Annotated in this window: 16 protein-coding genes and 1 pseudogene; 9 read left to right on the forward strand and 8 right to left on the reverse strand. The window is 64.5% G+C overall.

Annotated features, from left to right (window positions below; genetic code table 11):
- Positions 1–127 precede the first annotated feature (127 nt).
- The gene (locus tag IVB07_RS21305) at positions 128–805 is read right to left on the reverse strand and encodes a nitroreductase (RefSeq protein WP_026233152.1); all 678 of its coding nucleotides are present in this window, start codon (positions 803–805) and stop codon (positions 128–130) included.
- A gap of 128 nt (positions 806–933) precedes the next feature.
- On the opposite strand from IVB07_RS21305, the gene IVB07_RS21310 reads away from it, so the two are divergent.
- Positions 934–1,896: an alpha/beta hydrolase gene (locus IVB07_RS21310; RefSeq protein ID WP_026233151.1), complete on the forward strand. Its 963-nt coding sequence runs from the start codon at positions 934–936 to the stop codon at positions 1,894–1,896.
- 46 nt (positions 1,897–1,942) lie between these two features.
- On the opposite strand, the gene IVB07_RS21315 is transcribed toward IVB07_RS21310, so the two are convergent.
- The gene (locus tag IVB07_RS21315) at positions 1,943–2,314 is read right to left on the reverse strand and encodes a nuclear transport factor 2 family protein (RefSeq protein ID WP_018456353.1); all 372 of its coding nucleotides are present in this window, start codon (positions 2,312–2,314) and stop codon (positions 1,943–1,945) included.
- Positions 2,315–2,417: 103 nt separating this feature from the next.
- Here IVB07_RS21315 and IVB07_RS21320 point away from each other — a divergent pair, with 103 nt between their 5' ends.
- On the forward strand, positions 2,418–2,981 hold the full coding sequence (locus IVB07_RS21320; RefSeq protein ID WP_018456352.1) for a TetR/AcrR family transcriptional regulator: 564 nt from the start codon (positions 2,418–2,420) through the stop codon (positions 2,979–2,981).
- 15 nt (positions 2,982–2,996) lie between these two features.
- On the opposite strand, the gene IVB07_RS21325 is transcribed toward IVB07_RS21320, so the two are convergent.
- Positions 2,997–3,467: a cupin domain-containing protein gene (locus tag IVB07_RS21325; protein ID WP_018456351.1), complete on the reverse strand. Its 471-nt coding sequence runs from the start codon at positions 3,465–3,467 to the stop codon at positions 2,997–2,999.
- 203 nt (positions 3,468–3,670) lie between these two features.
- Here IVB07_RS21325 and IVB07_RS21330 point away from each other — a divergent pair, with 203 nt between their 5' ends.
- A complete protein-coding gene (locus IVB07_RS21330) occupies positions 3,671–3,919 on the forward strand; it encodes a hypothetical protein (protein ID WP_018456350.1) in 249 nt (82 codons plus the stop codon).
- A 223-nt stretch (positions 3,920–4,142) separates the two neighbouring features.
- Positions 4,143–5,234: a type II asparaginase gene (locus IVB07_RS21335; RefSeq protein ID WP_026233150.1), complete on the forward strand. Its 1,092-nt coding sequence runs from the start codon at positions 4,143–4,145 to the stop codon at positions 5,232–5,234.
- A gap of 129 nt (positions 5,235–5,363) precedes the next feature.
- Here IVB07_RS21335 and IVB07_RS21340 read toward each other — a convergent pair whose 3' ends face one another.
- The gene (locus IVB07_RS21340) at positions 5,364–6,239 is read right to left on the reverse strand and encodes an MBL fold metallo-hydrolase (RefSeq protein WP_018456348.1); all 876 of its coding nucleotides are present in this window, start codon (positions 6,237–6,239) and stop codon (positions 5,364–5,366) included.
- 132 nt (positions 6,240–6,371) lie between these two features.
- On the opposite strand from IVB07_RS21340, the pseudogene IVB07_RS21345 reads away from it, so the two are divergent.
- Positions 6,372–6,904: pseudogene (locus IVB07_RS21345) on the forward strand (transposase).
- 163 nt (positions 6,905–7,067) lie between these two features.
- Here the strand turns inward: IVB07_RS21345 and IVB07_RS21350 are convergent.
- From IVB07_RS21350 to IVB07_RS21360, 3 genes are all read right to left on the reverse strand, one after another.
- Positions 7,068–8,690 (reverse strand): ABC-F family ATP-binding cassette domain-containing protein, encoded by a 1,623-nt coding sequence (locus IVB07_RS21350; protein WP_204511036.1) that lies wholly within the window; start codon positions 8,688–8,690, stop codon positions 7,068–7,070.
- A gap of 175 nt (positions 8,691–8,865) precedes the next feature.
- The gene (locus IVB07_RS21355) at positions 8,866–9,207 is read right to left on the reverse strand and encodes a hypothetical protein (RefSeq protein WP_157642967.1); all 342 of its coding nucleotides are present in this window, start codon (positions 9,205–9,207) and stop codon (positions 8,866–8,868) included.
- Between the two features lie 261 nt (positions 9,208–9,468).
- On the reverse strand, positions 9,469–9,936 hold the full coding sequence (locus IVB07_RS21360; protein ID WP_157642966.1) for a hypothetical protein: 468 nt from the start codon (positions 9,934–9,936) through the stop codon (positions 9,469–9,471).
- On the opposite strand from IVB07_RS21360, the gene IVB07_RS21365 reads away from it, so the two are divergent.
- Positions 9,935–11,848 (forward strand): autotransporter outer membrane beta-barrel domain-containing protein, encoded by a 1,914-nt coding sequence (locus tag IVB07_RS21365; RefSeq protein WP_051112997.1) that lies wholly within the window; start codon positions 9,935–9,937, stop codon positions 11,846–11,848. The genes IVB07_RS21360 and IVB07_RS21365 overlap by 2 nt on opposite strands.
- A 19-nt stretch (positions 11,849–11,867) precedes the next feature.
- Here the strand turns inward: IVB07_RS21365 and IVB07_RS21370 are convergent, their stop codons facing one another.
- Positions 11,868–13,475, reverse strand: a complete 1,608-nt coding sequence (locus IVB07_RS21370; RefSeq protein WP_026233147.1) for a multicopper oxidase family protein — start codon at positions 13,473–13,475, stop codon at positions 11,868–11,870.
- Positions 13,476–13,707: 232 nt separating this feature from the next.
- Between IVB07_RS21370 and IVB07_RS21375 the strand changes: the two genes are divergently transcribed.
- From IVB07_RS21375 to IVB07_RS21385, 3 genes are read left to right on the forward strand one after another with little or no spacing between them, the layout of a single operon-like run.
- Positions 13,708–16,479, forward strand: coding sequence for a molybdopterin cofactor-binding domain-containing protein (locus tag IVB07_RS21375; RefSeq protein WP_026233146.1), 2,772 nt, complete (start codon positions 13,708–13,710; stop codon positions 16,477–16,479).
- Positions 16,476–17,000 (forward strand): (2Fe-2S)-binding protein, encoded by a 525-nt coding sequence (locus IVB07_RS21380; RefSeq protein ID WP_018456342.1) that lies wholly within the window; start codon positions 16,476–16,478, stop codon positions 16,998–17,000. Before IVB07_RS21375 ends, IVB07_RS21380 begins: the two co-directional genes overlap by 4 nt.
- Before the next feature lie 8 nt (positions 17,001–17,008).
- Positions 17,009–17,626: a hypothetical protein gene (locus tag IVB07_RS21385; protein ID WP_018456341.1), complete on the forward strand. Its 618-nt coding sequence runs from the start codon at positions 17,009–17,011 to the stop codon at positions 17,624–17,626.
- Positions 17,627–17,669 lie beyond the last annotated feature (43 nt).

Below are 17,669 nucleotides of genomic sequence, written 5' to 3' on the forward strand. Positions count from 1 at the left end.
ATTCCCTCGCGCCAGCATCAAACCTTTCAGTCCGCACATTGTTCCTCCTGCACGATCGAGATTGCAAGAGGCCGCCAAGCGGTCCGCACCAAAAATTTCGGCGAGAGAATAATCTCCTCTGCCCGCACTACTCGGCGAATCCGACGTAGCGCACGAAATCGTCGTTGCCCTCGCGATCGGAGCGCACCGCGTTCGCGGCAAAGTTGTCGTCAGGATAGCCCATCGCGACGCAGGTCATGATCACCTCGTCCTCCGGAATGTTTACGACCTCGCGCACGATGTCAGAGCGCATGATGCCCTGCCCGTTGATCACCGAACCGAGACCGCGGTCCCAGGCCGCGAGCACGATGCCGTAGCAGAGCGCGCCCAGGTCGAAATGGCAGACCGCGCCGGGATCGAGCACGCGGTCATAGGTCAAGACCAGCGACACCGGCGCATCGAACTGGCGGAAGCCGCGCAGCACCCAGTCCTGCCGCATCGGCTTGTCGTCGCGCGCGATCCCCATCGCGCCGAACAGTTTCTTGGCGACGTCGACTTGCCGGGTCCGGTGCACGCCCTGATACTCGCCGTGACTGACGATGTCGCGCTTCACCTTGGCGCCGCCAACCATCTCCTCCATGTTGCGTCGGCGCAGCCGTTCCAGCGGACCGCCCGTGAGCACGTGGACGTGCCAGGGCTGGGTGTTCATCGACGAGGGCGCACGCTTGGCGCTGTCGATGATCGCTTCGATCACCGCGCGCGGCACCGGCTCGTTCCTGAAGCCGCGCACGCTGCGGCGCGACTGGACCAGCGTTTCGAATTCCACCTCAAGACCTCCCTGCCCGTTCATCCCCTGGCGCGCCAACACGCGAGCGGTTGCCGATGCGGCGCGCAATATCTATGCTAACCCGCAAGCAAGACCAAGAACCCTGTGAGGATCCCATGAAAGCCAACATGGCTGCACCGCTCGATCCCGTCATCGCCCAGATCATTCCGCTGCTGCCAATGCGCGATGCCACGACGATGACGCCACAGAGCGCCCGCGATTCCTTGCGTGCACTGGCTGCCTCACGCGCGGCCATAGCGCCACCACCGGTCGACATCATCGCGGATATCAAGGTGAAAGGCGGCGCCGGTCCGCTGGATGCACGGGTCTACCGCGTCGGCACCACGCCGGCGCCGACCGTGGTGTTCTTCCATGGTGGCGGCTGGGTCGCGGGCGACCTCGAGACCCACGACCGGCAGGCACGCAACCTTGCGATCGAGACGGGCGCGGTCGTCGTCTCCGTCGATTATCGCCGTCCGCCCGAAACGCGTTTTCCCGGCGCGTTCGAGGACGCCTTTGCCGCGGTCAGCGACGTGTTTGGCCGCGTCGCGGAATTTGGCGGCGATGCAAAACGCTTCGGCGTTGCCGGCGACAGCGCCGGCGGCAATCTCGCCGCCACCACCGCGATCGCCTGCCGCGACGCCGGCATCAAGCTCGCGGCGCAACTCCTGGTCTACCCCGTGACCGACGTCCTCGGGAGTTATGCGGACGCGCGCGAGAACGCACGCTTCCCCTCGCGCGCCGAGAATGCCGAAGGCTACTTCCTCTCGCGCGCCGTGATGGAGTGGTTTTGCGGTCATTATCTCGCCGATCCCTCTCATGCGACCGACTGGCGCGTTTCACCGCTGCGCGCGGCTTCGCTCGCCGGCGTCGCGCCCGCGATCGTCACCACCGCCTGGTTCGATCCCCTGCGCGACGAAGGTGCAGCCTACGCACGGGCGCTGGAGGCAGCCGGTGTGCCGGTGAAGCATCATGAAGGCCCCGGCCTGATCCACGGCTATTTCGGCCTCGGCGACGCCTCCGAGGTGGCGCGAGCCGAAGCGCAGCGCGCACGCGCGGACTTCAAGGCGCTTCTCGCGCGCGGCGCCTGAGGGCGATATCCGGAGCGGCAGGATCGACCGCCGCGCCGGCCGGCGTTCAGGACTTGGCAGCGGGCACCTCGAAGAAGCCCGTCGCCTGAACGAGGCGGCCATCGTCGCCGAAACGGCCGAAGCTCTCGCCCGTGACGAACACGCGACCGGCGCCGTCATACATCGTCCAGCGAAAAAGCCCTTGATCATGGTGCTCGAGGAAGCTGTCATTCCTGAAATGCGCGCCAGGAAACTTGAGCTGGGTTTGACCGATGCGCGCCATCAAGGCGTCGCGTCCCTCAACCTGCGAGCCCGGATCGGTATACACGCAGTCCGCGACCACGCTTTGCTCGAGCAGCCGACGCCGCTCGTCCTCATCGATGGGTCCCCACGCCGCCTGATAGGTGTTCCAGGTCTTCAGTCGCGCTTCATCGTTCATCTCGCAGAACCTCTCGTGGCTTCATGCCGCTTTCGGTCATATTGACAATTATTGATACTTTGTCAATATGACCCGACGTTCAGTTCCGACGCTTGTGAGGCTCATGGCTCGTTCCAGCATTTCGAAAGAAGAGCTCGCCGTCGAGGCTGCGACGGAGGTCTTCTCCCGCTACGGCCATGCCCGCACGACGATGGGCGACATCGCCGCCAGGGCGGGAATGTCGCGGCCGGCGCTGTATTTGCTCTTCCCCGACAAGGACGCCGTGTTCGCGGCGGTGATCCAGCGAATGGACGAGCAGAAGCATCGGGAGATCAGGGCCGCAATCGCGCGCCTCGACGGCCTTCACGCCAGGCTGCTCCACGCCTGTAAATCCTGGGGATCGCATGGCTTCGACCTGATCGAGGCGCATCCCGATTCGGCAGATCTGTTCGACCTCCGTTTCCCCGCAGTTCGGAAGGTCTACGACAACTTCCAGTGTTTGGTCGCCGACCTCATCCGCGATCAGGTGAATGCCGCCGGGATAGCGGTCGAGCCGGAGGTGCTGGCGCGATGCCTGGTGTTCGGCATGCGGGGACTGCGCGAAACCGCCAGGAACGGCAAGGAGATGCGGCGGCTGATCGCCGTTCAGGTCACCACGCTCGTCAGAAGCATCAATGACGGCACTTGAGCTTCGAAGAGCCGCCTACCGCGCCTTCCCCGCCCGCTGCGCGTCGGTGTGCCCCCAAGTTTGGTCCCAATCCTGACCGGCGGCATCGACGACGCGGCCGTCGGCTTCGAAGAACTTGTTCGGCACCTGGAAGATCGCCAGGATCAGGGCGCCCTCCGGGCACCAGGCGGCATGCCGGCTGCCCGCCTCGCGCCAGATGAATTCGCCGGCCTTGCAGGTAATCCCCTTGGCCGGTCCCTCGTTGTCGACGAGAGCGCCCTCGATGACATAACTCTGCTCGACGCCGACATGCTCGTGATCGGGCAGCACCGATCCCGGCGCAAAGCGCATCAAGGCCGTCATCAGACCGCTGCTGCGATCGAACAGCAGCGTCTTGGCCTCGCAGCCGGGAAAGCGCGTCTTCTGCCATTCCATCTCTTGCGGCCGAACCAGGTGAGAATGCCGGTCAGAAGCGGCATCCGGCATGTTCGCAATCAGGGTCTCCATTACGATGCTCCCTTTCGGCTAAACTCGCCTGAAGCTAGCAGGATCGCCCGTCCCGGTCAGCGAGCAGTGCAGCAGGCGTCGGCCCTTTCGTACCCGCGGTCGGAAATCGCCAGCAAGACCGGGCGGCAGGCGCTCATCCAGCTTGATTGCGCCACGATTTCCGGCTCCAATCCGCGTGCCATTTCTGGTTTAGGGAGACAATCATGATGAAGCGGATTTTCCTGGCTGCGATCGTTGCCACGTTCGCAGCGGGTTCGGCCCTCGCGGAGGACACCTGCGAAAGCAAGGCGGTCGGCAAGGACGGCAAGGCCCTGGCTGGCGCCGCCAAGACCTCGTTCATGAAGAAGTGCAAAGCCGAAGCCTGCGCGCCCAAGGCCGTCAGCGCCGAGGGCAAGCCGCTCGCCGGCGCCGCCAAGAACAGCTTTATGAAGAAGTGCGAGATGGGCGCGTAAGGCGCCGCAAATTCGCTGCTGCTTTAGCGAGCAATCGCCAGACGAACTGCCACATGGCCGGGCTTGTCCCGGCCATTCGCGTGTGTGTTTCCGTGTGCCGGCTTCCAGACCAAATCATCCGAAAGCAGCGTCGCCCTAGACAGGAGCTCTCGACTGACCGATCATGCGGTGCTGAGCGAAACGGGGCGCATCGACAAGGCTTTCTAGCAAAGGGAACGTCAAGATGTGGCAACCTCGAGTGCGTCATCACTTCATCGCGGCAATGAGCTTGCTCTTCGCGCTGCTCATCGGACTTGAAGCCGCGAACGCGCGGGGCCCGGGACTGCCCAATGTCATGGTGCTCGCAACCGGCGGCACGATCGCCGGCAGCGGGGCGAGCAGCACCACCGTGGTCGGCTACACCGCCGCCACGGTGGGCATTGAGACGCTCCTGAATGCCGTCCCCGAACTGAAAACGGTGGCTAACGTCAAGGGCGAGCAGGTTTTCCAGATCGCCAGCGAGAACATGAACAATGACTACTGGCTCAAGCTTGCCAAGCGCGTCAACACGCTGCTCGCGCAGGACGACGTCGATGGCATTGTGATCACGCACGGGACCGATACGATCGAAGAAACCAGTTATTTTCTGGACCTCGTCGTCAAGAGCAAGAAACCTGTCGTCGTCGTCGGCGCGATGCGGCCGTCGACGGCGATCAGCGCGGATGGACCGATCAACCTCTTCAATGCGGTGATCCTCGCAGGCAGTGACGAGGCCGTCGGCAAGGGCGTGCTCGTTGCTCTCAACGATCAGATCAACGCGGCTCGCGATGTCACCAAGAACAACACCTCGACGGCGGACACCTTCCGTGCCCCGGAACTCGGCTTTCTCGGCTACATGCAGGGCAACAAGCCGTACTTCTATCGTCAATCGACGCGCCGGCACACGGCGGACTCCGAATTCGACGTCTCCAGCCTCGATGTCCTGCCGCAAGTCGACATCGTGTACGGCTACGCCAACATGAACCGGGTCGCGATCGACGCGTTTGTCGCCGCCCGGGCCAAGGGGATCGTGCATGCCGGCGTCGGTGACGGCAGCCTGGCTCGCCCCGCGGTCGAGCCAGCCCTCGACGAGGCCCGCAAGAAGGGTGTCGTGATCGTGCGCAGCAGCCGGGTCGGCAACGGCATCGTCGCGCGCAACGGCGAGGCCAAGGACGACGAGCACGACTTCGTCGTCTCGGATACGCTCAATCCTCAAAAGGCGCGCATTCTGCTGATGCTGGCGCTGACCAAGACGACCGACACCAAGGAAATCCAGCGGATGTTCTATACGTACTAAAGCGTTCGACGCGCGGGCGCTCCACGAACTCGTCTTGCCCGGGCTTGTCCCGGGCATCCACGTTTTTGTTTCGTGCAGCCATGGTCGTGGATGGCCGGGACAAGCCCGGCCATGACGGCGACCCAGTGGTCAATCCCGCTTGAAACGATAATCAAAGGCGGCGCCGAGCGGCCTGATCAGCCCGACCGTCGGCGCCGGGAAATGAATCGGCAGGATCAGCGTGTCGGTGTCGGCGACGGAAGCAAAAAACTTTCGCCGCGACACCGCGGACTGCTTCGCATCCCAATCCGGCTTGGCCGACCAGTCCGGCTCGCGGCACTGGATCTGATGATGCATGAGGTCGCCGGCGACCACCGCGCGGCGCCCCTTCGAAAAGATGTTCACGCAGCAATGGCAGGGCGAATGCCCCGGCGTCGGCGTCAGCGTGACGGTGTCGTCGAGCGCGTAATCGTCATCGACCAGCAGCGCTTGGCCTGCCTCGACGATCGGCAGGCAATTGTCGCGAAACACGGTGCCGGGCGGGTTGCGGCCCTTGGCATGCTCGGCCTCCCAGGCCGCATATTCACCCTTGTGGAAGACGTATTTCGCATTCGGAAACGTCGGCACCCAACGGCCATCGCGCAAGGTCGTGTTCCAGCCGGTGTGGTCGATATGAAGATGCGTGCAGAACACGTAGTCGATCTGCTCGAAGCCGATGCCGAGCGCGAACAGCTCGTTGCGCCAGCGTTCCTTGCCGGGAAAATCGAACGGCGGCGGATGGCCCTTGTCCTCGCCGGTGCAGGTGTCGACCAGGATGGTATAGCGCGGCGTGCGCACCACGAAGGTCTGATAGGTGATGACCATCATGCCGCGCGCGGCATCGAACACCTCCGGCTCCATGGTCGGCAGATGGTGCCTGAACACACCCTCGTCATAAGCCGGGAAAAAATCCTGCGGCCGCCGCCACGGCCCCTCCCGCTCGATCACCGCATCGATGGTGATGTCGCCGATCCGGAGTTGCTTCATGGCTATTTCGCTCCGCTTTTTTGAAACAGCGTAGCGAGAGCCCCTGAAACGTGCAAGCAAGCGAATGGATTGCAAATCTCTCGATCTGGTTGTAGCCCGATGGAGCGAAGCGTAATCCGGGAAGGTGCTCGCGTGGTTCGCTATCGGCGCAATCTTCTCCCTGGTGGGACCTTCTTTTTCACCGTGACGCTGGATGATCGAAGATCATCCGTGTTGGTCGATCATGTGGACAAGCTGCGCCACGCATTCCGGGTGGCGCGCGCTGAAAGGCCATTCACGATCGAAGCAATCGTGGTCCTCCCTGATCATCTGCACGTCATCATGACGCTGCCGGACAATGACGCTGATTTTCCGGCCGATGGCGGCGGATCAAGAGCTCCTTCACGCATCAACTGGCTGTTTCAGGTGCCCCCATCTCCCGCAATCGTCGGGGGGAGTTCTCTCTGTGGCAAAGGCGGTTTTGGGAGCACACGATTCGTGACGACGCCGATTTCGAACGCTGCGCCGACTACATCCACTTTAACCCGGCCAAGCACGGGTATGTCTCTTCGCCGGCAGACTGGCCGCATTCATCGCTTCACCGCTACGTCCGCGAAGGCGTGCTTCCGCCCGATTGGGGAGGAGCTGGAGAGATAGTTGGTAGCTTCGGCGAACGCGAAGACTGACCCGGATTACGCTTACGCTCCATCCGGGCTACGAGATTTCCACGGACTCCTGTCGCCCGGATGAGCGAAGCGACATCCGGGGCCGGACCATCCGCAGCGCACGACTAGCCACGCGGCACGAAACCCGGATTACGCTTCGCTCCATCCGGGCTACCGCCGATCACTACGACCGCAACCCCGGCGCTTCCTGCCCCGTGCGCGCGACATATTCGGTGTAGCCGCCGCCGAACTGGTGGATGCCTTCGGGCGTCAGCTCCAGCACGCGGTTCGACAGGACGCTGAGAAAATGCCGGTCATGCGAGACGAACAGCATGGTGCCCTCGAAATCCGACAGCGCCGTAATCAGCATCTCCTTGGTGGCGAGGTCGAGATGGTTGGTCGGCTCGTCCAGCACCAGGAAGTTCGGGGGATCGAACAGCATCTTGGCCATCACCAGGCGCGCCTTCTCGCCGCCCGAGAGCACGCGGCAGCGCTTCTCGACGTCGTCGCCGGAGAAGCCGAAGCAGCCGGCGAGCGCGCGCAGGGAGCCCTGCCCCGCGGTCGGAAACGCATATTCGAGTGACTCGAACACCGTCTGCTCGCCGTCGAGCAAATCCATCGCGTGCTGCGCGAAATAGCCCATTTTGACGCTGCCGCCGACTGCAACGGTGCCCTCGTCCGGCTCGCTCGCACCGGCGACGAGCTTGAGTAGCGTCGATTTGCCGGCGCCGTTGACGCCCATCACGCACCAGCGCTCCCTGCGGCGGATCATGAAATCGAGCCCGTCATAGATCCGCTTGCTGCCGTAGCCCTTGAAGACCTTTTTGAGCGCAACGACGTCCTCGCCCGAGCGCGGCGCCGGTGGGAAGTCGAACGCCACCGTCTGGCGGCGGCGCGGCGGCTCCACCCGCTCGATCTTGTCGAGCTTCTTCACCCGGCTCTGAACCTGCGCCGCATGAGATGCGCGCGCCTTGAACCGCTCGATGAATTTGATCTCCTTGGCGAGCATGGCCTGCTGGCGCTCGAACTGCGCCTGTTGCTGCTTCTCGCTCAACGCCCGCTGCTGCTCGTAGAATTCGTAATTGCCGGCGTAGGTCGTAAGCGAGCCGGAATCGATCTCGACCACTTTCGAGATCACGCGGTTGATAAACTCGCGGTCGTGCGAGGTCATCAGCAGCGTGCCTTCGTAGTCGTGCAAGAACTTCTCCAGCCAGATCAGGCTTTCTAGATCGAGATGGTTGCTGGGTTCGTCGAGCAGCATGACGTCGGGACGCATCAAGAGAATACGCGCCAGCGCCACGCGCATCTTCCAGCCGCCGGAGAGTTTTCCGACGTCGCCGTCCATCATCTCCTGGCTGAAGCCGAGGCCGGATAGCGCCTCGCGCGCACGGCCGTCGAGCGCGTAGCCGTCGAGCTCCTCGAACGCGTGCTGCACCTCGCCGTACCGCGCGATGATCTCGTCCATCTGGTCGGCCTTGTCGGGATCGGCCATCGCGGTCTCGAGCTCGCGCAGCTCGGCGGCCACCGCACTCACCGGTCCCGCCCCGTCCATGACCTCGGCCACGGCGCTGCGGCCGGCCATCTCGCCGACATCCTGGTTGAAATAGCCGATGGTGATGCCGCGATCGGTCGAGACCTGCCCCTCATCGGGCAGTTCCTCGCCGGCGATCATCCGGAACAGCGTGGTCTTGCCCGCGCCGTTCGGGCCGACGAGCCCGATCTTCTCGCCCTTGTTGAGGGCGGCGGACGCTTCGATGAACAGGATCTGGTGGCCGGCTTGCTTGCTGACGTTGTCGAGGCGGATCATGAGGTCTTTTTGGGGGATTGTTGCGTTGCAGCGTCATAGGCCATGCAGGCCGCCAGGGGAAGCCTGGCCGAGCCCGTGTTGTCTGCTCGGAGAGACCTTGGCCGCACGCCGAAGTTGCTGCCTGTGGCTGAAATGACGCACGCCGCCAGCAATGGCCTCGGCTGCGAACAACGGTTCATTGTTCCAGGGGTTCCACTCCGATAGCGTCGCCATGTCGTGCCGCCAATGGCCTGGCAGTCAACAAGACGTCAGGTGGGCAAGTGTCGGGATTTCGGCGGATTTCAACCAAGCGGGCAGCGTGGCTGGCTTCGACTGCCTTGGCGGCGACGCTGGCCGGTACGGCGGCGGCGCAGGCCGCAGATTCGACCTGGTCGACCAGCCCAGGCACGGGCGACTTCAACACCGCCGCCAATTGGAGCCCGGCCGTGGTGCCAACTGGCACCGCGTTCTTTGGCACCTCCAGCACGACGGCAGTTTCATTCTCGGCCGACGCCAGCTTCGGCGGCTGGACCTTCAACAGCGGCGCGTCGACTTACCACTTCACCAATAGCCGGTCTCTTTCCTTCATCGACGCTGGTATCAATGCCCAGGGCGGCCAAGTCTTTATACGCAACGACACAAATGCTCTGAATTTCTACAACAGCAGCACGGCCGGCGCAGGAGCTGCTCCTGCAACTCAATTTGACATCCAGAACGGCGGCAGCGTCAACTTTTACGACACCAGCACGGCCGGTAATTCCCGCATTAGCTTAGGCGGCGGTGGCGCTGCCAACAGGATCTATTTCAACAATTCTAGCACGGCCGGGAACGCGCAAATCAACGCCTTCAGCGGCAGCCCCGCTGTGGTGTTCAAGGACACCAGCTCAGCCGGCACTGCAAGGATCTTGGTGAACAGCACCGCCACGTTCAGCAACGCGAGCAGCGCCGGCAGCGCCGCATTCAACGGCAGTGGCGTTCTGCAATTCTTCAATAACAGCACAGCCAGCAGCGCCGATGTCACCCTGCAATTGGTCCAGTTTTTCGATACGAGCAGTGGCGGCAATGCCACTCTGAGGACTTTTGCGGGCAGTGTCGTTGATTTCTCGACCCTAACATCCGCGGGGACGACTGCCGGCTCGATCAGTGGCACGGGCACGTTCAACTTTGGCACAAAAACGATCACGGTTGGCGGCAACAACCAGTCGACCACAGTTGCTGGTACGATCCAAGGAATCGGCGGTGCGCTGGTCAAGACCGGCACCGGCATGCTGACGCTGTCGGGCACCAACACCTACGCTGGCGGCACCACGATTTCCGCTGGAACCTTGCAGATCGGCAACGGCGGCACCACAGGCTCGGTCCTCGGCAACATCACCAACAACGCGGCGCTAATTTTCAACCGCTCGGATGCGGTCACCTTTGGCAGCGCCATCGGCGGCAGCGGATTGGTCTCCAAGCAGGGCACCGGCACGCTGACACTGTCGGGCACCAACACCTACACCGGCGGCACGACTGTCAACGCAGGCGAGCTTGTGGTGAACGGCTCGATCGCATCGTCGGTGCTGACCGCCGTCAGCAGCGGCGCCACGCTGTCGGGCGTCGGCACCGTCGGCAATACGGTTATCAACACCGGCGGCACCCTGGCGGCGGGCAACGGCGCCGCAGGCACGTCGCTGAACGTAACCGGCAGTCTCGCCCTTCAGTCCGGCGCCATCTACATGGTGCAGATCAATCCGACGACTTCGAGCTTCATCGGCGTGACGGGTTCGGCCACGCTCGGCGGCGCCACGGTGAACGCGACCTACGCCAATGGCAGCTACGTCGCCACGCAGTACACGATCCTCACAGCAGGCAGCGTCAGCGGCACGTTCGGAGCGGTGGTCGACACCAACCTGCCCACGAACTTCCATACGACGCTGAGCTATGATCCCACCCACGCCTATCTGAACCTGGTCCTGAACTTCGTCCCGCCAGGCGGCAGTTTGACTGGCAACCAGAACGGGGTCGGCAATGCCATCGTCGGCTACTTCAACACCAATGGCGGCATTCCGCTGGTCTATAGCGGGCTGACACCGGCCGGCCTGACCCAGGCCTCGGGCGAGACCGCGACGGGGTCGCAGCAGACCACTTTCAACGCCATGACCCAGTTCATGAGCATCATGACCGATCCGTTCACGCCCGGACGCGGCGACGGCGTCCATGCGCCGGCCTATGCCGAGGATAATGTTGCCGCCAACGCCTACGCCTCGTCAGGCAAGCCGCGCAGCAAGAACGAGCGCGACGCTTATGCCGCGATCTACAGCAAGGCGCCGCTGCGGAGCAATTACGATCCGCGCTGGAGCGTGTGGGCGGCCGGCTTCGGCGGCGCGCAAACCACCGATGGCAACCTCGCGGCAGGCTCCAACACCAGCACCAGCCGCATCTTCGGCATGGCGGCCGGTGCCGACTATATCCTTTCACCCAACACCGTCGCAGGCTTTGCGCTCGCCGGTGGCGGCAGCAGTTTCAACGTCGTCAATGGCGGCAGCGGTCGCTCCGACCTGTTCCAGGCCGGCGCCTTCGTGCGCCACACGCTCGGCGCGGCCTACGTCTCGGGCGCGCTGGCCTATGGCTGGCAGGATGTCACCACTGACCGCACCGTGACGATTGCCGGCGTCGATCACCTGCGCGCGCAGTTCAATGCGAACGCCTGGTCGGGACGCCTCGAAGGCGGCTACCGCTTCGTGACGCCGTGGATCGGCGGCGTCGGCCTCACGCCCTATGCGGCCGGGCAGTTCACCACCTTCGACCTGCCGGCCTACGCCGAGTCCGTCGTCTCCGGCACCAACACCTTTGCGCTGGCCTACGGCTCGAAGAGCGTCACCGACACCCGAAGCGAACTCGGCGTCCGCGCCGACAGATCCTGGGCGATGCCGAACGCGATCCTCTCGCTGCGAGGCCGTGCGGCCTGGGCGCACGACTTCAACCCGGACCACGCCATCAACTCCACCTTCCAGGCGCTGCCCGGCGCCAGCTTCACCGTCAACGGCGCAAGGCAGGCCAGCGAGTCCGCGCTGACGACGGCGTCCCTCGAAATGAAATGGATGAACGGCTGGTCTGCGGCAGGCACCTTCGAGGGCGAGTTCTCCGAGGTCACGCGCTCCTACGCCGGCAAGGGCGTGGTCAGATACGCCTGGTGAGAGGCGTCCTCCCAGAAGCTTACGGCTTGTAGACCTCGACCGTCTGCATCATGCCCATCTCCTCGTGGTTCATCATGTGGCAGTGGAGCATGTAGACACCGGTGAAATCGATAAAGCGCGAGCGGAACACGACCACGCCGCCCTTGCGCTCCACGATCACGGAATCCCGCCATTCCGGCACCGCCAGCGCCTTGCCGTTGGCCGAGATCACCTGGAACGGGTTGGTGTGGATGTGGAAGACGTGGTCGTCATGCTCATGCGTATTGACGATGGTCCACTCCTCGACCGCGCCCAGCTTGACCCGCTGATCGATGCGGCCGGGGTCGAACTTCTTGCCGTCGACGGAGAACTCGAATTCCTGCCAATGGCCGGCGGCATCGGCCTCCGGCGCGGTGGCCGACAGCACCACCTTGCGGCGGTTGGTGATCTCGGAGTCCTTGATGGTCGCGAGCGGCGCTGGTGGCAGGGCGCGCGGCAGCTGCATGTCCATCGGCGCGCCTGACACCACGACCCGCGCCAGAGGCCCCACCGGCGAAGGATGCCCCTGGTCGTAGGGCGCCGCGTTGAAGGCGTAGGTGCCGGGGCTGCCTGCTTTCACCAGAATGTCGGCGCGCTGCCCCGGCGCGATCAGGACCTGCTTGAGCGGCTGCATGGCACCGAGCTGGATGCCGTCATAGGCGATCGCATGCAGATCGTGCTTTTCGAGGTCGAGCAGCATGTCGTCCTGATAGGCGGCGTTGAGGATGCGCCAACGCTGCACCTCGCCGGGCCGCATCTCGATCATTGGCCGGCGCTGGCCGTTGATGGCGAGAAAGCGCGTCGCAGTCTCGGGAAACAGCGTCTCGAAATTTTCGACCATGCCGTTGGCATCGTAGACCACCTGGGTCAGCACCATGAGGCGTTCGCGGGCTGTCGCGATCTCGGGGACGTCGGCGAAATCGCCCTCGATGACGACGGCGCCGACCATGCCGGAGGACATCTGGATGTCGGCGCTGCCGTGGTGATGCGGGTGATACCAGTAGGTGCCCCTGGTGTGGTCGGCCGGCAGGGTGATTTCGATGTTGTAGCTGCGGCCCGGCGCCATCGAGCGCATGACGTTGTCGGAAATCCCGCTCGGGCTGGTATGCGCGCCGTGGAAGTGGAAATTGGTGTTGTTGAACTGGTGCGGATGGCTGATGTCGGCCGGCAATCCATCGCGGTTCGGTGGCAAATCGTTGATCATCTTGATGCGCAGGGTTTCGCCGGGCTTCATGCGCAAGGTCGGGCCGGGGCTGCCGCCGTCATAGGATCTGACATAGAGCCGGACGCCGCCGATCTGGCGATAGGCGTAGCCGACCCGCAACGTCGTGCTCAGCACGCCATTGACGGACCGCCGCACCTCGGGCTCGACCAGCGCCTGGTCCATGGCAGGAACGGGCGTTTCAGCGACCATCCCCATGGTCGGCGACATGTCCGCGGTGTGGGACATGCCAGCATGGTCGTGCACGGCGTGCTGGGCGTTCGCGGCACCTGCGAACAGCGACAACGCGCCGGCTTTGAGACCGCAATCGAGCAACTGGCGGCGCGACAATGTCATAGTCCCTGTCACGCTGGTGACTGAAGCTGCACCGTTCGAATCGTGCTGCATTTGCATTTCGCCCCCTGTTGCCTGACGGTCTTCCGTTCGATTCGATTTTAAAGCAAGCTCGAAACCGCAATTCGAGCCGTAAGCGTATCACATTCATTGGTTGTAAACCTCCTCGCCCGTTCTATCGTCAATGAATCGTAACGGATTCGGCGCTCGCGCGGGTCCGTGGCCTGCGTACATCGAATGCTGCCAGCATCCCGATGTTCTCGAAACTCTGTCCAAGGATCTGATCATGACGCCTTCGCGACGTGAGTTCGTGAAGTGGTTATCGGCGGGAGGCATCTCGGTCAGCCTGTCACATCTGGCGTCCGCGGCGGGCGTTCCCTTCGCAGCGCACGAAACGCTGCCTGGACGCGGCAAGTTCAATCCCGCGACAACGGGCGCCGGCCGTGTCGACGGCGTCGCCAAGGTCACCGGTGCGAAGCTTTACGCGTCCGACTTCCGCGCCAACGACCTGCCGGGCTGGCCGCAAGCCACCTCGCACGCCATCCTGGTCCGCGCCAATGACGCCACGCATGTCTATACCGGGCTGGACCTCGGCCGCCTCGGCGGCGCGCTCAAGCCGTCGGTGGTAGTGACAGCCGCCGATCTCGATCGGATCGGGACGCAGGTGCCGGAATTCTATGCGGGCGACCTGTTCTGTCCGATCGGCAAGACGCCGCTTTATCTCGGGCAGCCGGTCGCGCTTTTGATCTTCGAAAAGTTCGATGCCTTCGACCAGGCGCGTCTCGCGCTCCGCGACGGCACGTTCGTCCAATTCGGCGAGGAGACCGGGCCTGTCGTGGTGCCCGATTACGGGGCCTTCCGCTTCACCCGCGTGGCAGGTCCCTCGCCTGACCAACCGGACGTCTATTCGCCGCTCCAGGCCGGCTGGGTCTCGCCCAAGAAGGTGCAGAGCGCGGCGCTGCCGGTGTGGTCGCCGCTCGCGAAGGACACGCCGGCGGATTACGCCAAGGCGGCGAAATATGGCGAGCAGATCCGCGCCGAGCTTGCAGCGGATGACCCATCCATGCTGGTGCTCGACCGCGAGTTCGAGACGCAATCGGTCGACCCGATGTTCCTGGAGCCGGAATGCGGGCTCGCCTGGTACGACGGCAAGGGCGGCAATCTCGAACTGCTGCTCGGCGTCCAGTCGCCCTACGAAGCGGCGGAGTCGATCGCGCATCTCTTCGGCAAGGCCCGCGCGCCCTACAAGCCGGCACACATCAACGCGCAGTTCGCCCATGTCGGCGGCGGCTTTGGTGGCCGCGATCACACGCCTTTCATTCTGTATGTGGCGCTCGCGGCGGTCTGCTTTCCCGGCAAGCCGGTGCGGCTGGCGCATGACCGTTACCAGCAGTTTCAGGCCGGCATCAAACGCCACGCGATCAAGATGCGCTCGCGCATCGGCATCGATCGCGCGACCGGCAAGATCAAGGGGTTCGCTGCCGATCACGTGCTCGACGGCGGCGGGCTCGCCCATTTCTCGGCCAGCGTCGCCGTCGTCGCAGCCACCGGCGCGATCGGCATCTACGACATTCCGAAGGTCGACGTCAGGACCGTCGCGGTGCACTCGCGCGGCGTGAGCGCAGGCTCGATGCGGGGCTACGGCATCCTGCAAGCCATGACGGCGCTGGAGGTCCTGATCGACGAAGCCGCCTCCGAGCTCAAGCGCGACCCGATCGAATTCCGGCGGCGTAACGCGCTGCCGCAGAACGGTCGGACCATGACGGGCAATCCCTACATCGTCTCGGTGCGCACGCCCGAAATCCTCGACAAGCTCGAGAAGCACCCGATCTGGCAGCAGCGGGCACAGTTCAAGCAGACCTCGTCGGATCGGCTGGTCGGCACCGGCGTTGCCTGCGTGACGAAAGACTATGGCTCCGGTGCGGACGGCTCGCTCGGACGCGTTGAGCTCGCCCCCGACGGCAGGATCGTCATCTATTGCGATCACGTCGAGATGGGCAACGGCATCGGGACGGCGCTGGCCAACCGGGTCGCCGGCCATCTCGGCGCCATCGCCGACGAGGTCTCGGTCGCTCGCGTCGACAGCTATGACATGCTCGGGCTGGTCACATCAGGCGATCCCTCCACCATGGACCAGAAGACCCAGGACGCCGCGGAGAAAAATCCGCGCTGGGTGCCCGCGATCAGCTCGCCGACGAGCTCCTCGATCGGCGCGCATGTCGGCACGCATTCGGCCGCGGAAGCCGCCCGCGTGATTTTCCGCTTCGGCCTGTGGCCCGCGGCGCTTGAGCTGTGGCGCGTCGCAAAGACCGATCGGCGCGCGGGGCAATGGGACGCCGCAAGCTGGCAGAACGGCCAGCTCACCATGCCCGGCCTCGAACCGCTGGCGCTGCCGGTACTGGCCGCAACAGCTCACGCGCGCGGCTTCGTCACCGGTGCGGTTGCGCACAGCTTCTCGCGCTGGGCGTGGTCGCGGGCACGCTTCCCGGTGTCCGGCGAGCAATACCGCGCCGAGATCGATGCGCTGGCGATCCGCAAAGGCAACGGCAAGTTCGAGCGGATCAACCGCACCAGCGTCAAGATTCCGCCGACCGACAACAACCGGATTGGCACCGCCTACACCTCGATGTGCGGGACGGTCGTCCGCGTCGAGATCGAGCGCGCAACCGGGAGCTTGCGCATCGCCAAGGCCTACAGTGTGTTCGAATGCGGCACCGCGCTCGTGCCCGAGGTCGTGATGGGCCAGGCCCAGGGCGGCTTCGCCATGGGCGTCGGCTACGCGCTGCTCGAAACCCTCCCACCGTTCGAGGGCGGCCCCGGCAACGGCGAATGGAATCTCGGGCGCTATCTGGTCGCACGCGGCTCCGACCTGCCGCTCCGCGATCTCGAGATCGAGATGCTGAAGCCGCTAGTACCGGACGAAGCGCCGAAGGGCATGGCGGAGGTCGTGATGATCCCGATCGTGCCGGCGCTGATCAACGCCATCCACGACGCCACCGGCCATCGCTTCCGTGCGCTGCCGGTCACCGCAAGCCTATTGAAGGGAGTGCTCGCGTGACGACCCTCAGCCTCACCATCAACGGCCAGAAGCACGGCCCGATGGACGTCCGCGACGATCTCTCGATGAACGATTTTCTGCGCGAGATGCTGGGCATGACCGGCACCAAGTTCGGCTGCGGCGCCGCGCAATGCCTGAGCTGCGCCGTCATCATCGATGCGCCCGACGGCACCAGCACCACCAGCCCGACCTGCGTCGCGCCGGCCGTGAATTTCGACGGCAAGTCGATCCGCACCGTCGAGGGGCACGCGCGGGACGGCGAGCTCTCGACCCTGCAAAAGGCCTTCATCGAGCATTTCGCCTTTCAGTGCGGCTATTGCACCGCCGGCTTCCTCAATGAGGGCCAGGTCCTGCTGGAGCGCCTGTCGCGGACACCGGTCGCGCGCGAGGCGCTGGAGCAAACCATCGCGGATGCGCTCGACGGTCATCTCTGTCGCTGCACCGGCTACGTCAAATATCACGAGGCGGTGCGCGACGTGATCCTCGCCGACTCGAAGCGCTACCTCATGGCCACCAAGTGACGCGCATCATGATCTCCGACGTGCGGTTCAAGATGATTGCCGTGGTCGCCGCCCTCGCCGGCAGTTTCGGTGCAGGCTACGCGGCGTCGGAGACGGCAGGTCACGCCCTCGCCTCGCCCGAGAGCTTTGCCTCGATCGGCGACACAGAGAAGCGCTCGGCCGCAATCTTCACCGAGCTCGGCAAGGTGCTGACGCATCCGCGTTGCACCAATTGCCATCCGGCCGGCGACAGGCCGCACCAGGGCGACAATGCCCGCCTGCATCAGCCGCCGGTGACGCGCGGCGCTGACGGCCACGGGCTCGAGGCGATGCGCTGCAACACCTGCCACCAGAAGGCCAATTTCGAGCCCGGCCGCATACCCGGCCATCCCGAATGGCATCTCGCCCCGCGCGAGATGGCCTGGGAGGGCAAGACCGTCGGCGAGATCTGCGAGCAGATCAGGGATCCCGCGCGCAATGGCGGGCGCAAGGTGGAAGACCTGATCGACCATATCGGCAAGGACACCCTCGTCGGCTGGGCCTGGAAGCCCGGCTTCGGCCGCTCGCCCGTGCCGGGCACGCAACAGCAGGCCGGCGCGCTGGTCGAGGCCTGGGTGAAGACCGGAGCGGCCTGCCCGGCGCCGTGACGTCGAAGCGGTCCGTCCCGCGAACGGAGTTCAGTCGAACTTG

Source organism: Bradyrhizobium sp. 172 (assembly GCF_023101065.1).
Classification (GTDB): Bacteria; Pseudomonadota; Alphaproteobacteria; order Rhizobiales; family Xanthobacteraceae; genus Bradyrhizobium; species Bradyrhizobium canariense_D.

Excerpts from the sequence above, each read along its gene's own strand:
- IVB07_RS21310 (WP_026233151.1), top strand. The coding sequence starts at position 934 with ATGGCTGCACCGCTCGATCCCGTCATCGCCCAGATCATTCCGCTGCTG.
- IVB07_RS21315 (WP_018456353.1), bottom strand. The coding sequence starts at position 2,314 with ATGAACGATGAAGCGCGACTGAAGACCTGGAACACCTATCAGGCGGCG.
- IVB07_RS21320 (WP_018456352.1), top strand. The coding sequence starts at position 2,418 with ATGGCTCGTTCCAGCATTTCGAAAGAAGAGCTCGCCGTCGAGGCTGCG.
- IVB07_RS21325 (WP_018456351.1), bottom strand. The coding sequence starts at position 3,467 with ATGGAGACCCTGATTGCGAACATGCCGGATGCCGCTTCTGACCGGCAT.
- IVB07_RS21330 (WP_018456350.1), top strand. The coding sequence starts at position 3,671 with ATGATGAAGCGGATTTTCCTGGCTGCGATCGTTGCCACGTTCGCAGCG.
- IVB07_RS21335 (WP_026233150.1), top strand. The coding sequence starts at position 4,143 with ATGTGGCAACCTCGAGTGCGTCATCACTTCATCGCGGCAATGAGCTTG.
- IVB07_RS21340 (WP_018456348.1), bottom strand. The coding sequence starts at position 6,239 with ATGAAGCAACTCCGGATCGGCGACATCACCATCGATGCGGTGATCGAG.
- IVB07_RS21350 (WP_204511036.1), bottom strand. The coding sequence starts at position 8,690 with ATGATCCGCCTCGACAACGTCAGCAAGCAAGCCGGCCACCAGATCCTG.
- IVB07_RS21365 (WP_051112997.1), top strand. The coding sequence starts at position 9,935 with ATGCTGACGCTGTCGGGCACCAACACCTACGCTGGCGGCACCACGATT.
- IVB07_RS21360 (WP_157642966.1), bottom strand. The coding sequence starts at position 9,936 with ATGCCGGTGCCGGTCTTGACCAGCGCACCGCCGATTCCTTGGATCGTA.
- IVB07_RS21370 (WP_026233147.1), bottom strand. The coding sequence starts at position 13,475 with ATGCAGCACGATTCGAACGGTGCAGCTTCAGTCACCAGCGTGACAGGG.
- IVB07_RS21375 (WP_026233146.1), top strand. The coding sequence starts at position 13,708 with ATGACGCCTTCGCGACGTGAGTTCGTGAAGTGGTTATCGGCGGGAGGC.
- IVB07_RS21385 (WP_018456341.1), top strand. The coding sequence starts at position 17,009 with ATGATCTCCGACGTGCGGTTCAAGATGATTGCCGTGGTCGCCGCCCTC.